Annotated in this window: 12 protein-coding genes; 4 read left to right on the top strand and 8 right to left on the bottom strand. The window is 60.5% G+C overall.

Translation table 11 applies throughout. The annotated features are described in order from the left end of the window. Positions 1-142 precede the first annotated feature (142 nt). Positions 143-559 carry a hypothetical protein gene (locus LJY25_RS04295; protein WP_227607005.1) on the top strand — a complete coding sequence of 139 codons (417 nt, stop codon included), beginning with the start codon at positions 143-145 and terminating at the stop codon, positions 557-559. A gap of 57 nt (positions 560-616) precedes the next feature. On the opposite strand, the gene LJY25_RS04300 is transcribed toward LJY25_RS04295, so the two are convergent. The 4 genes from LJY25_RS04300 to LJY25_RS04315 form a co-directional block, all read right to left on the bottom strand. After that, entirely contained in the window at positions 617-2,023 is a 1,407-nt protein-coding gene (locus LJY25_RS04300) for an MFS transporter (RefSeq protein WP_227607006.1), read from the bottom strand. Between the two features lie 45 nt (positions 2,024-2,068). Continuing rightward, positions 2,069-3,907 carry an alpha-amylase family glycosyl hydrolase gene (locus LJY25_RS04305; RefSeq protein ID WP_227607007.1) on the bottom strand — a complete coding sequence of 613 codons (1,839 nt, stop codon included), beginning with the start codon at positions 3,905-3,907 and terminating at the stop codon, positions 2,069-2,071. 119 nt (positions 3,908-4,026) lie between these two features. After that, the gene (locus tag LJY25_RS04310; RefSeq protein WP_227607008.1) at positions 4,027-4,734 is read right to left on the bottom strand and encodes an SDR family oxidoreductase; all 708 of its coding nucleotides are present in this window, start codon (positions 4,732-4,734) and stop codon (positions 4,027-4,029) included. Positions 4,735-4,935: 201 nt separating this feature from the next. After that, positions 4,936-6,834: a glycoside hydrolase family 13 protein gene (locus LJY25_RS04315; protein WP_227607009.1), complete on the bottom strand. Its 1,899-nt coding sequence runs from the start codon at positions 6,832-6,834 to the stop codon at positions 4,936-4,938. Between the two features lie 309 nt (positions 6,835-7,143). Here LJY25_RS04315 and glgP point away from each other — a divergent pair, with 309 nt between their 5' ends. Continuing rightward, entirely contained in the window at positions 7,144-8,799 is a 1,656-nt protein-coding gene (gene glgP / locus LJY25_RS04320; RefSeq protein WP_227607010.1) for an alpha-glucan family phosphorylase, read from the top strand. 289 nt (positions 8,800-9,088) lie between these two features. On the opposite strand, the gene LJY25_RS04325 is transcribed toward glgP, so the two are convergent. Next, positions 9,089-9,790 carry an arylesterase gene (locus LJY25_RS04325; protein ID WP_227607011.1) on the bottom strand — a complete coding sequence of 234 codons (702 nt, stop codon included), beginning with the start codon at positions 9,788-9,790 and terminating at the stop codon, positions 9,089-9,091. A 227-nt stretch (positions 9,791-10,017) separates the two neighbouring features. On the opposite strand from LJY25_RS04325, the gene LJY25_RS04330 reads away from it, so the two are divergent. Together LJY25_RS04330 and LJY25_RS04335 are read left to right on the top strand one after the other, a co-directional pair. Continuing rightward, positions 10,018-10,335, top strand: a complete 318-nt coding sequence (locus LJY25_RS04330) for a thioredoxin family protein (RefSeq protein ID WP_227607012.1) — start codon at positions 10,018-10,020, stop codon at positions 10,333-10,335. Positions 10,336-10,345: 10 nt separating this feature from the next. Further along, positions 10,346-10,588, top strand: a complete 243-nt coding sequence (locus LJY25_RS04335) for a DUF6952 family protein (protein ID WP_227607013.1) — start codon at positions 10,346-10,348, stop codon at positions 10,586-10,588. Between the two features lie 201 nt (positions 10,589-10,789). On the opposite strand, the gene LJY25_RS04340 is transcribed toward LJY25_RS04335, so the two are convergent. The 3 genes from LJY25_RS04340 to crtD all read right to left on the bottom strand — a co-directional run bounded on the left by LJY25_RS04340 (position 10,790) and on the right by crtD (position 13,759). Further along, complete coding sequence (locus tag LJY25_RS04340) at positions 10,790-11,401, bottom strand: TetR/AcrR family transcriptional regulator (protein WP_227607014.1); 612 nt, start codon at positions 11,399-11,401, stop codon at positions 10,790-10,792. Positions 11,402-11,433: 32 nt separating this feature from the next. Next, entirely contained in the window at positions 11,434-12,120 is a 687-nt protein-coding gene (locus LJY25_RS04345) for a carotenoid biosynthesis protein (RefSeq protein WP_227607015.1), read from the bottom strand. Positions 12,121-12,244: 124 nt separating this feature from the next. Further along, the gene (gene crtD, locus LJY25_RS04350; RefSeq protein WP_227607016.1) at positions 12,245-13,759 is read right to left on the bottom strand and encodes a 1-hydroxycarotenoid 3,4-desaturase CrtD; all 1,515 of its coding nucleotides are present in this window, start codon (positions 13,757-13,759) and stop codon (positions 12,245-12,247) included. Positions 13,760-13,791: the final 32 nt, after the last annotated feature.

Raw genomic sequence — 13,791 nt, forward strand, 5'->3', positions numbered from 1 at the left:
GTTACCCGTACAAAAACGGATTTTGACGATCCGGCCTCCGTACAAACCCGTAGGTTCACCTATTAGCAGCTAACGGCCTGGTTTGTTTGTGAGTCTTCCCATCTGCCTGCTGACTTTTCCTTAACCGGAAGCTTTGCCCTTCATGCTGCCTTCTGCCCTGCTGCCCGCCACCCTCTCCTACCGTCCCGACCTGCACGTGCTGTTTTTGCGCTGGACGCGGCCCGCAACCTCGGAGGAGCACCGCAGCGGCTACCGGACGGCCCTGGCCTTGGCACAGGCGCACGGGGCCGGGCATTGGCTGGTGGACCTGCGCAGCCGCGGTCTGGCGTCGGCGGAAGACTTTGGCTGGGTGCTGCGGGAGTTCCGGGAGCAGCTGAGCCGGGAGCTGCCGGCCGCGTCGCGGCGGCTGGCTTACCTGGTGGCTCCCTACCACTTCGAGCTGATCAGTGAGCGAAGCCGCGCGCTGGAAGCCACCCTGCCCGAAACCGCCCGGCCCGGGGCCCACGTCCGCATCTTTATGGAGGAGCACCTGGCCCTGGAATGGCTGCAGCTGGGCTAAACCGCGCATAAAAAAGCCTCTCCCGGGCGGAAGAGGCTTTTTCGTGCTTGCCGGACGTTAAACCCGCGGGTCCCGCTCGACCGGCGCGTCGTACGCCGGGGAGCGCAGCACCTTGTCTTCGGCCGGCAGTCGGATTTCGTCGGCATCATGCACGCGCAGCGTCAGCAGACCGGAGATAATCATGGATACCCCACCCAGCACGAGCGTGTACACCGACTCTCCGTGAAAGACATTCTTGGTGAAGAAGCCCAGAATCAGGCCGGCTACCACCTGCGGAATCACGATAAAGAAGTTGAATACGCCCATGTAGTAGCCCATCTTGTTGGCTGGCAGCGCCCCGGCCAGCATGGCGTAGGGCACGCTCAGGATGCTGGCCCAGGCAATGCCGACGCCAATCATGGAAACCAGGAGCATTTTCGGGTCCTGGATAAAGTAGATGGAAATCAGGCCCAGCCCCCCGGCCGTAAGGCAGATCAGGTGGGTGACCCGGCGACTCGTAGCCCGGGCAATGACGGGCAGCAGCAGCGCGGCAATGGCTGATACGCCGTTGTACACGGCAAAGCAAACGCCTACCCAGTCGGCTCCCTCGTTATACACCTTTGACGTTGCGTCGCTGGTGTGGTAGATATGGCTCGTGACAGCCGGAGTAGTGTAGATCCACATGGCAAACAAAGCCAGCCAGGAAAAGAACTGCACCACGGCCAGCTGGGCCATCGTTTTTGGCATGTGGAAAATACCTGCGAAGGATTCGCGGATGCCATTCAGGAACCCGGCGGTCCGGCGCTTCTCCTCTTCGAATTCCTGCAGGTTTTCGGGCGGGTACTCCTTGGTGCGAATTACCGTCCAGAGCACGGCCAGGAAGAACACGATGCCGCCGATGTAGAAGGCGTACTTCACCGATAGCGGAATCTGGCCAGCCGGCGCGGTATTCGGCACGTCAAACCAGTTGGTGAACATCCAGGGCAGTGATGATGCCACCACGGCACCTACGCCGATAAAAAAGGTCTGCGCGGCAAAGCCCGTAGTCCGCTGCGACGAAGGCAGCAGGTCGCCCACCAGCGCGCGGAACGGCTCCATTGAGATATTAATGCTGGAGTCCATAATCCACAGCATGCCCACGGCCATCCACAGGGCCGTTACGTTGGGCATCACCAGCAGCGCAAACGAGGCCAGGACGGCACCGATCAGAAAAAACGGGCGCCGACGCCCCCAGCGCGGGCTCCACGTCCGGTCCGAGATATAGCCGATGATGGGCTGCACCAGCATGCCGGTAAGCGGAGCAGCCAGCCAGTACAAGGCTATTTCAGTGCCCCCGAGGGTTTCAAAAATCCGGCTGACGTTGGCGTTCTGCAACGCAAAGCCGAACTGAATGCCCAGGAAGCCAAAGCTCATGTTCCAGATCTGCCAGAAACTCAGGCGGGGCTTGATGCGGTTGTCCACAGCGGCGGCTACAGTGGTTGCCATCGGGTGAGGGAGGTTAGTGGAGGGAAGGAGGAAGAGCGGACAGCCTTATTTGGACTTGATTTCAAACACAAACGCACTCATGGGCGGGAGCGTCAGGGCCAGATTGCTGACAGTAGGCGTGTTGTTGAGAATGTCGGTGAAGGCGTAGAATTGGGTTGGGTTCAGGCCGATTTTGGTCATCACGTCGGACGGAATCTGGATGGCCGGAGTCATCGTGCGGTCCTTGCTGAAGTTCACCACGATGAGCAGCTTCTGCTTGTCGGTGTAGCGCAGGTAGCTGTAAATAAACTTTTGCTCGTACCGCTTGTCGAGGTTGTTGGCATCCTGCAGCTCGTAGAAGCGGCCCCTGCGGATAGCTTCGCTGGTGCTGGCCAGGGTAAGCAGGCGGGAGTAGAAGCTGTGCAGCTGCTTTTGAGGGGCACTCAGGCGCCCGCCGTCGAACCTGCCCCCGTTCATCCACTTCTGGTGCTCGGGCACACCCCAGTAGTCGAAGATGGTAGTGCGGCCGTCATTGCCGCTGAAGCCCTCGGCCCCGGCCCCCGGCTCGCCCACATGCTGCCCATAGTACAGCATCACCGGACCGGAGCCCAGCGTGGCCGCCACCGTCATGGCCGGAACGGCCGTGAGCGGGTCGCCGGCAAAGTCCTTGGAGGCAATGCGCTGCTCGTCGTGGTTTTCCAGGAAGCGCAGCATGTTGGAGCCAAAGCCCGCGCTTTCCTCCCGCCACACCCGGGTGATGTCGTCGGTGCTGCCCTCGCCCCGCATCAGGCGGCGCAGGCCGTCGTAGAGGCCTACCTTGTCGTAGAGAAAGTCAAACTTCCCTTTGGTGATGTAGTTCCTGTACTCTTTGGGATTGTAGATTTCGGCGATGAAGACGATGTCGGGCTTTACCTTTTTCACCTCCGGAATCACGTAGGCCCAGAATTCCACCGGCACCATCTCGGCCATGTCGCAGCGGAACCCGTCCACGTCCTTTTTGGCCCAGTACACCAGGATGTCGCGCATCTTGCGCCAGGTGTCGGGCACGGGCTCGAAGTAGGTGCGGCGCTGGTTGAGGTAGTCGACGCCGTAGTTGAGCTTGATAGTCTCAAACCAGTCGTCCATTTTGGGCGCTTCCGAGAACACGTCGTTGCCGGTGGCCTTGGCGGGATTCTCCGCGAACTTGCCGTCCTCCAGCGGCGCTTTGCCGGGACCGAGCGGATTGTAACCGGACGGCTTCACAAACGCCTTGCCGGGCAGGTAGTAGAAGTTGTTGTTGGGCGCAAACGCCTTGGTTTTGTCGTCTTTGGCGCCCAGGTCCACCACCTCCGCCGGCTTGGCGTCCGACTTATAGGTGCGGGCCACGTGGTTGGGGATGAAGTCGATGATGACCTTCATGCCGTTGGTATGGGTGCGGCGCACGAGCGCCTGAAACTCCTCAGCGCGGTTTTTCACGTTCACCGCCAGGTCAGGGGCCACGTCGTAGTAGTCCTTCACGGCGTAGGGCGAGCCGGCCCGGCCCTTCACCACGTCGGCATCGTCAGCCGGGATGCCCAGCTTGGAATAGTCGGTCATGGTGGCGTGCTCCAGCACCCCGGTGTACCACACGTGGGTGATGCCCATGGCCTTGATGGCTTTAAGGGCCGTGTCGTTGAGGTCGTTGAACTTACCCACCCCATTCTCCGCAGGCGTGCCGTAGGCCTTGTTCATCGCCACCTTATTGCCGAACAGCCGGGTAAACACCTGGTAGATAACCAGCTTGTTGTCCTGCGGTACTTCGGTGGTGGTGTTGGGGTCCGCGAGAGAAGAAGGATGATCCACGGGGTGGGACAAGGCGGGAGACGAGACTTTGAAAGCAGCCAGGGACAAGGTGACCAGGGCAACAGGCAGTAGAATTTTCTTCATAGCAGCCCGTAAGATAGGAAAAGGTGAAGTTGCGAGGCAGGGAAATTGGAGTTTGATGCTCGGCAAGGCACGCTTCAGGCGGGCGAACCGCCACAGCAGCACTTTCCTCCTGCCCTGTTTTAGTATTCCTGGGTGATGGGGTGAATCATGAGCTCGTCGATGACGACCAGGGGCGGGGCTTCGAGCACGTAGCGCACCACCTGGGCCACGTCGGCCGGGCGGAGGTGGGTTTTCTGGGCTTCGGCGCCGCCCGGCTGGGCTTCGTTGAAGTAGGTATCGACCAGCCCGGGGTAAATGACGCTGACCTTGATGCCGTACGACCGGACCTCCTTGCGCAGGGCGCTCAGCAGGGCATCCTGGGCGTACTTGCTGGCCCCGTACACCGAGCCGCTCTCGAAGGTGCGCTTGCTCACGTCGGAGGCAATGCCCACCACGTGGCCGTAGCGCTGCTTCTTGAAGTGGGGCACCACGGCCTTGCACAGCAGGAAGGTGCCTTTCACGTTCACGTCGAAGATCTGGTCCCACTCGGCCACGTTGAAGTGCTCGAGCACGTCGAAGGAGCCTACGCCGGCATTGCACACCAGAATATCGAGACGGCCGAAGTGACGCAGGGTTTCACTGACCACGTGCTGCACTTCCTCTTCGTTGGTAACGTCGGCGGGCAACGCCAGACCGTCGGTTTTGAGCGCTACTTCCTGCAGCTCGTCGGCGGAGCGGGCCACGCACACCACCTTGGCGCCCTGCATGGCCAGCAGCAGCGCAATGGCCCGGCCAATGCCCCGGGAGGCGCCGGTTACGATGGCAACTTTATCGGTGAGGTCGGTCATGAGCGCAAGGTTTCGCGAGGTGAAAAGAAGTTACGCAAGGCAGGCCGCTCAGCCGCGGACAAATGGTGAAGCAGATCAGGCTGGCCCAGGTGTAATAACTGAACAATGAAGTCAAGGGTTTGGGAAAAGGCCAGAAGTCAGGAGGAAGCATGATTGCCGCTCGACTTCGCGAAACCTATTTTCACCTCGCAGAACCCCGCGCTACTTTTTCAGCTCCACTACCCAGGCCGTGCGGCCCGGAATCTTCACCGACTGCAGGTTCGTAACCGCCGTGCCCGTGGTGATTTCGGTGCCCGAGCTGAAGCCGTTGAGCCGCTCGGCAAAGCGCGCCATATCCACCGTCTTCTCGTCCTTGTTGGAGTTCATCATCACCATCACCGTGCCCGCGTCGGAGTACCGGAAGTAGGTGTACACGCCCTCGTTCGGGATGAACTGCATCAGCTTGCCCGCGTGCAGGGCCGGGTGGGTGCGGCGGTAGTTGGCCAGGGTGCTCACGTAGCGGAACGCCTCCCCGGCCTGCCCGGTGCGGCCGGCAGCGCTGAAGTAGTTGGTTTTGTCGCCGGGGAAGCCGCCGGGAAAGTCCTCGCGCACCTTGCCGTCGGGGTTGGAGTAGTTTTTCATCAGCACCTCGGTGCCGTAGTACAGCTGCGGAATGCCCCGGGTAGTCAGCAGCCAGGCCAGGCCCATTTTATACTTCTGAAAGTCCTCCCCGATGACGGAGTAGAACCGGCTTACGTCGTGGTTGTCAAGGAATACCACGTTGCGCATGGGGTTTTCATACATCCAATCGGTTTGCAGGGTGTAGTAGAGCTTGCTGATGCCCTCGGTCCAGCCGGCGTCCCGGGTGAGGGCTTCGTTGATAGCGTACTGGCTCTGAAAGTCGAGCACGCCGGGCATGTTGGACTTAAAGCCGTCGACCTCGGGGAAGATGTTGCGGGCAAAGTAGGCCTGCTGCGCCGTGCCCTGCACCCAGGTCTCGGCAAACATGCCCAGCTGGGGGTACTCGTCGAGTACGGCTTTGCCCCAGTCCATCAGGAACTTGCGGTCCGAGTAGGTATAGGTATCCACCCGGTAGGCATCGAGGCCGGTGTATTCCACCCACCAGATAAAGTTCTGGATGATGTAGTTGGCCATATCGGGGTTGGCCTGGTTCATATCCGCCATGTGCCGGTCAAACCAGCCCTGCCCGAACTGCTTCCGGTCGTACTGCGACACGTAGGGGTCGTTGAAGGCGGCGTCGCGAAAGTTGCTGCGCGTAAACGTGGGCCACTGGTTAAACCAGTCCTTGGCGGGCGGGTCCTGCACGAGGTAGCCCGAGGTACCCATGTGGTTGAGCACCACGTCGTGCACCACCTTCAGGCCCTGCTGGTGGGCGTTGCGGACAAAGCGCACATAGTCCTCGTTGGAGCCGTAGCGGGGGTCTACCGCGTAGAAGTCGGTGAGGGCGTAGCCATGGTAGCTGGCCCTGGGCTCGTCGTTTTCGACTACCGGCGTGGGCCAGATAGCCGTTACACCCAGCTCCTTGAGGTAGCTGAAGTTGTTTTCGATGCCCTTCAGGTCGCCGCCGTGCCGGGCGTACATTGAGTCGCGGGCTACGCCGGGGGCTTTCATGCCCTTCACCACGTCATTTTTGGGGTTGCCGTTCGCGAACCGGTCGGGCATGAGCAGGTACACGAAGTCGGCCGAGCTGAGGCCCTGCACGCGGCCGGGCTCGGTGCTGCGGGCGCGCAGCTCGTAGCTGAACTTAGTCTTTTTAGCCCCCTGAAACTCCAGGCTCAGCTTGCCGGGCTTGGCCGCGGGACTGATGGTGAGGTCGAGCAGCAGGTAGTTGGGGCTTTCCAGCTTGCGGGTGCCGTTCAGCGTCACGCCCGGGTAAGTAAGGCTGGCCGTGCTGGCGCCGATGTTGGGGCCGTGCACGAGCAGCTGAAGGCGGGGATTCTTCATGCCCACCCACCAGAACGTGGGGTCGACGCGGGTGATGGCGGGGGCGGCAGCGGCAGCTTCAGCAGCCGGGTTCGGCAGGGAGGCGGCCGCCTGAGCAACCGGGCTGAGGAGCAGCGCAGCCCCGGCGAGCAGGGGCAGAAAGCAGGTCAATTTCATAGATGAAGTAAAACCAGGTATGAGTGGGACAGCAATGTAGCTCGCCCAAAAACGCCACACAACCCCACCCGGCCACACACCCATTCATTTAACTTAAAATCAATAGATTAACCAGGATAATCATTTTTACAAACAGAAATTAATGACGCAACTTATCGGCCGATCAAAGGACAATGCGTTACTTAGCGCCGCCTCGGCCGACGCATCCGTTCAGCGGAGCAGCCGAAGTGGCCCCGGGCCCGGGCTTGCGCAGCATTTCCCTTCTGTACTTGCTCTTTATCATTCTGTTCGCACTCACTTCCTTTCTTCATGGCGTTCACGTTTACCTCATACCAACCCAATCCCGCGTTCAAAACCCAGGCGGCGTACTTCTCGATGGAGTTTGCCCTGGACCAGGCCCTGAAAACCTACTCCGGCGGGCTGGGCTTCCTGGCCGGCTCCCACATGCGCAGCGCCTTCGAGCTCAAGCAGAACCTCATCGGCATCGGCATGCTCTGGACCTACGGCTACTACGACCAGGGCCGCAATGAAGACCAGACCCTGCGCGTCGACTACCGCCATAAGTCCTACTCCTTTCTGCAGGATACCGGCTTTATCTTCCCCGTCACCATTCACGGCGCCGAGGTGCAGGTAAAGGCCATGTACCTGGCCCCCGACACGTTCGGCACGGCGCCGATGTTTTTCCTGACGACGGACATTCCCGAAAACGACTACGTGTCACGCACCATCAGCCACCACCTCTACGATCCGAACGAGGCGGCCCGGGTAGCCCAGTCCATCGTGCTGGGTGCGGGCGGGGGCAAGCTGCTCGACCTGCTCGGCGTCCCGGTAGATGTGTACCACCTCAACGAGGGCCACGGCCTGCCCCTGGCCTTCTACCTCTACGACAAGCACGGCCGCAGCCTCGAGGAAGTGCAAAAGCGCCTCGTGTTCACGACCCACACGCCCGAGCTGGCTGGCAACGAGGAACACACCATGAAGCTGCTTGAAGACATGACCTTCTTCGGCCATGTGCCCGCCGACGAAGTGCGGCGCGTGGCCCGGGTGGAGAACGAGATGCTCAACTACACCCTCACCGCCCTGCGCTTTTCCCGCCTGGCCAATGCCGTGTCGAAGGTGCACGGGGAGGTGTCGAACGACATGTGGGGCGCCAACGAGGGCATCTGCCCCATCATCCCGATTACCAACTCCCAGAACGGCACGTACTGGCGCGACAAGCCCCTGCACACAGCCCTGGCAGCCGACGACGACGCGGCGCTGAAGGCCCGGAAGCGGGAGTTGAAAAAGCAGCTGTTCGACCTCGTGGCTGACCAGACCGGCACCCTGCTCGACCCCGACGCGCTGACCATCGTGTGGGCCCGGCGCTTTGCCGGCTACAAGCGCGCCGACCTGATTCTGCGCCACTTCGAGCGGTTTCAGGCCTTGGTCAGCCGCACCGACCGCCCCGTGCAGGTTATCTGGGCCGGCAAGCCCTACCCGCTCGACTACGGCGCCGTGGGCTTGTTTAACGAAATCATCCAGCGCACCAAGCACCTCAAAACCTGCGCCGTGCTGACGGGCTACGAGCTGGCCTTGTCGGCCGCGCTCAAGAAGGGCTCCGACATCTGGCTGAACACGCCCCGCTTTCCCCGCGAAGCCTCCGGCACCAGCGGGATGACGGCCGCCATGAACGCCAGCGTGAACCTGAGCATTGCCGACGGCTGGATTCCCGAGTTCGTGCGCCACGGCGAAAACGGCTTCCTGATTCCGCTGGCCAACATCCACGAAGAGGAAAGCCGCAAGGACAACACCGAAGCCGCCGGGGTGCTCGACGTGCTGGAAAATGAAATCATTCCCCTCTACTACGACCGTCCCGCCGACTTCCTCAAAGTAGCCAAAACCGCTATGCGCGAAGTAGAGCCCGAGTTTGAATCCGGCCGCATGGCCACGGAGTACTACGAGAAGCTGTATGCGCTGAGGAGCTAGGAGGCGGCCCCACTACTTCTTTCCAGGAGGGGTGGTTGACGTCGTTGTTTATCCAGAACAATCTATCAGCACGTCATCCAGAGCTTGCGAAGGACCTTGCCAGGTTTGAACGATAATCGTAATAACGACTCGGTCTGACGTGATAAGGTCCTTCGCTTTGCTCAGGATGACGTTTACTTTGGCTATCTAGGGTAAGGTTTCGGAGTTTCAACAACGTCAACCACCCCGCCCTGCGGGCACCCCTCCTTGAAAAAAGGAGGGGAACTTGCCTTCTGCATCCTCCTGTCTGCTAACTCCCGGCTCCTAACTCCTTTTCCAGCACCGTCCACACGTTGTCGGCGACGAAGCGGTAGCCGGCGGCGTTGGGGTGGACGCCGTCGGGCAGGTTGAGGTGGCGCTGGCCCAGCACGCCCTGGAGCAGGAAGGGCACAAAGGCGAGGTGATTTTTCTCGGCCAGGATGCGGAACAGAGCTTTAAACTCGGCGGCGTAACGCCCGTACTGGTGCCCACCCAGGGCGGTCAGGTCGAACGGGAACTCCAGCCCGACCAGCACAATACGGGCCTTCGGGTGTTTAAGGCGAACCTGATCGATGATGGCTTGCAGGTTCTGGGTGGTTTCGCGCACGGGAATGCCGCGCAGGCCGTCGTTGGCGCCCAGCTCCAGCACGAATACGTCTACCGGCTGCCGGGCCAGCACGGAGGCTACCCGCTGCCGCCCGCCGGCCGTTGTTTCCCCGCTCAGCCCGTAGTTAAAGGTTTTGTAGGGCAGCTTCAGGGAGTCGATGCGGGCCTGAATAAGCGAAGGAAAGGCTTCACTGGCACGGAGCCCGTAGCCGGCGGTCAGGCTGTTGCCAAAAAAGATGATGTTCTGCATACGAACGGGCTTGGTAGGAAGGGCGGCAGCCTCGCGGGCCTGGGCTCCGGCATCGGGGCCAGAGCAGGCCATCGGCAACAGAAGCCAGAAAATCAGCAGGATAGCAGACCCACGCATAAAGCAACAGGGACGGAAAATCAGCCCGCCGCCCTGCGTGCTATACCGTGCCGGGCGCGGTTTGGGTTGCGGCTCCCGGTAGCCTGTCCGGACCCGGGGAGTACCGGCTTGGCTATTATTCCTTGCAACCAGCAAACCTTTCTGGCAGTAAAACGCTTTATCTTTGCTGCAGATAAGAATGATTCTTATCTGGAATCCGAGTTTTACGTCCGCTTACCTTTTTACCGATGCCCGTTACGAAAGCAAACGACACCGATTTTCAGCAGATGCTGGCCAATCATGAAAAAGTGGTGGTAAAGTACTACGCCGACTGGTGTGGCAACTGCCGCCTGTTCTCTCCCAAGTTCAAGCGCCTCTCCGAAAGTGAGCAGTACCAGGACGTGGCTTTCCTGGACGTAAACGCCGAAACCAGCCCCGAGGCGCGCAAGCTGGCCAGCGTCACGACCCTCCCGTTCTTCGCCGTATTCCGCAACGGGGAGCTGGTGGATACCGTGTCGGCCAGCAAGGAGGAAGCCGTAACCAGCCTGCTCAACCGTCTCAACTAAGCGTTCGGCTATGAAAATCCCTGCTATCAAGCGCCTGGTCGAAACCCAGACGCTGCCGGCCCTGGTGGCCGCCGAAGAGGCGCTGCTCGAAGAGCAGACCCCGGCTTTCGAAGTAGAAGGCGAAGATGAAGGCGAGCAGCTCACCCACGTGTTTGCCGCCATCTTCATCCTGAACCACATGCAGGACAACGGTGCCGAGTTCAAGGACGCCCTGCGCGAGTACACCAAGAAAGTACGCGTGTCGCTGAACTAAGAACTACGATTTTAGAGCTCAGCGCTAGACCTGGTTTTATGCGCTGATACGCAAACAGGCTCCGCGGCCGGGGAAACCCAGCCTGCGGAGCCTGTTTGCTTTTTAAGACGAAGCGGGTATCCCAGGGGAAACCCTGTGCTTTACGAAAGTCACCCCGAAGTGTCCAAGCTCTGCGTTCTAATACCTAACTTTTTACCCAAACTACATCCGGGCAAAATAGGCGGCGGCGGACTTCATGCCTTCGTCGGTGCACAGGCCCCGGAAATAGTACAGGTACACGCTGCGGAATACCTCAGCCATATCGTAGCGGGCCGGCGGGAAGGTATTCTCGTTGATGACCATTCCTACCAGCTCTACAATGATTTTGCTGACCAGGTTGATGTTGATGTCGCCGCGAAGCATCTTTTGCATCACGCCGTCGTTGAGCAGTCCCTGAATCTGAGGCATAGAATACTCCTGCAGATGCTGCTGTCTTACTTCCCAAGCTGCAGGATAGTTATGGATCAGGTCAGGCAGGTAACCTGGCGACATACTGCGGATGTTCTGAATGGCGTTTTCCAGCAGTCCCAGCAGACGCTCTACCGGATGGCTTACCCGGGCAAACAGTTTGGCATGGTCCTGCTTCTGTCGCTCAATATCGTAGTGCATAACCTGCAACACCAGATCGTCTTTGTCCCGAAACAGCTCCCGGAAAGTAGAGGGGGAGATGTCCAGGGCATCCATCAGCTCTTCGGTAGAGTACTGACTGATGCCGTTGTTCACAAACAGGGTGTGCGCTTCATCAAGCAGGGTATTGCGAAAATTTGAGTTCATAGTGGTGGTGAAGCGCGGACGACAGACCAGAGCTAGTGGATCAGCCAGCCCAGGCCAAAGAAAAACAGGAGTTGCAGCAAGTATACGAAGGGAACCAGGGGGTTGCGCTTCTCGAACGTCATCCCGTTGAAATAAACCTGCAGGATAAGCGACACCGCGAACCAGCCTTTGAAGTTCTGCATCGGAATCACATCGAACTGCCACTGCCAGAAGCCATACTTCACCGCCACTGGTTCCAGGCACACGTCGAGGCCGACCATGAGTACAGCGGCGACTACCGCCCGCAGAAAGCCCGGCAGCGGCAGGTAGCGGGCCAGCACCCCGGTCATGTACGTCAGCATCAGCCAGTTCAGGCCAATCAAAAGGGGCACGCCCAGCACGGCCAGCCCCAGGGTGGGGCCGTAGGTGTAGGAGCCGAAGATCACCCCGGTGCGAATGCCGGCCACCTCCACAAAGAAGCCCACCAGCATCACCATCAGGCAGAACCACCAGAACCCGATGCTCCGCTCGGGATGAAACGCCAGCAGCAGGCCCGCCGTGAGCAGCAGGTTCAGGGGCACGAACTGGAGGTAGAAGTCGGGGTCCTGGGAGAAAGCCAGCCCCAGAAAGCCGGTGACGTGAAACAGCAGCAGCACGCCCTGGGCAATGCGCAGCCGCCGCTCGTGGTAGACGGGCGGCAGCGGCTCAGCAGGCCGCTGGATGGAATCGGTATAAGGCATTGGGTTGAATTAGTAATTAAGAATTAACAATTAAGAATTAGGGGTACCGGTCGTTTTGAGGAGTAGCGGATATCCTCGCCAGCACCGGCGCTGCAATTCTTAATTACTAATTCTTAATTCTTAATTAATTAGAAATGAGGCCGGCCACGATTTTGGCCGAAAGCAGGCAGAGGGGGATTCCGCCGCCCGGGTGGACGCTGCCCCCGCAAAAGTACAGTCCTTCCAGCTTACGCGAAAAGTTGGGGTGGCGTAGGAAAGCGGCAAGGGTATTGTTCGAGCTGCTGCCGTACAGCGCCCCGCCCACCGACGATGTCCGCACCTCAATGCCCCGCGGGTCCCACACCTGCTCGGCCCGGATCAGGGGCTCGACCTCCGTACCCAGCAGCCGGCTCAGCTTCGCCAGCACCGCCGTCCGGGTTTTGGTAATCAGCCCGTCCCACTCCTGGCCCTGGTCGTGGGGCACATTCACCATCACAAACCAGTTCTCGTGCCCGGGCGGGGCGTCGCCGGGCGTTTTGTGGGCGGTGATGTTCACGTACACCGTAGGGTCGTCGCTCACCGTGCGCTGCTCGAAGATGGCCTCAAACTCGCGCTTATAGTCAGCTGAGAAAAAGATGTTGTGCACGCCCAGCTCAGCAAACTCCCGGCCGATGCCCCAGTAGAAAATCAGGGCCGACGAGGACCGGGGCTGGCTCAGGGTGCGCTCCGGGGCCGGCTCCCGGGGCAGGAGCTTACGGTAGGTGGGCACTACGTCCATGTTGCTGACTACCAAGCCGAAGTCGTACACGTCCTGGGCAGTGCGCACGCCGGTGATGCGGCCTTTGGCAGTCAGAATTTCCTCGACCGGCTCGTTGTAGCGAAACTGCACGCCTACTTCCTCGGCCAGCTCCACCAGGCTGCGGGCAATGCTGTAGATGCCGCCCTCGGGGTAAAAGGCACCCACCCCGTGCTCGAGATGAGGAATCAAACTAAGCGTAGCCGGAGCCTGGTAGGGGTCGGAGCCGTTATAGGTGGCAAACCGGTCGAACAGCTGCACGAGGCGCGGGTCCTGAAACGCCCGGGCGTGGTGCTGGTGCATGGTGCTGGTAAGGCCCAGCTGGGGCAGCGCGGCCAGGGCCTTGAGCACATCAGGGCTGAGGTAGGTGCCGGCCTTGTGCAGGGACTTTTGCAGAAACGTGCCGGCGGTGGCATCGTAGGCCTGCCCGCTCTGGCGCAGAAACCGCAGCACATCGGCGGCCGGCGTGCCGAGCTTGGCTTCCACCTCAGCGGCAAACTTCGCTTCGTCGGCCCAGGCGGTGAGGCGGGTGCCGTCGGCAAAGAAGTACTGGGTGATGGGGTCGAGCCGCTCATAGCGAAAATGGTCGCGGGGGTCGCGCCCGGCCAGCTGAAACAGCTCGTCCACCAACGCCGGCAAGGTAAACAGCGAAGGGCCCGCGTCGAACCGGTAGCCGCCGGGCAGGGTGAACTCGTGCATCTTGCCCCCGAACGAGGCCTGCCCCTCAAACACCGTCACGGCGTGGCCCCGCAACCCCAGCCGGACGGCGGCCGCAATACCGGCAATACCGGCCCCGATAACGGCCACGGGCTGCTTAAAGGCGCTGGAAGAACGGGAAGAATGGCGGGCAGACGTTAAGGGCATGGCGGAGCGGTAAACCGGAATAACAGCAGAAT

The sequence above is a fragment of the Hymenobacter translucens genome, from assembly GCF_020685205.1.
Taxonomy (GTDB): domain Bacteria; phylum Bacteroidota; class Bacteroidia; order Cytophagales; family Hymenobacteraceae; genus Hymenobacter; species Hymenobacter translucens.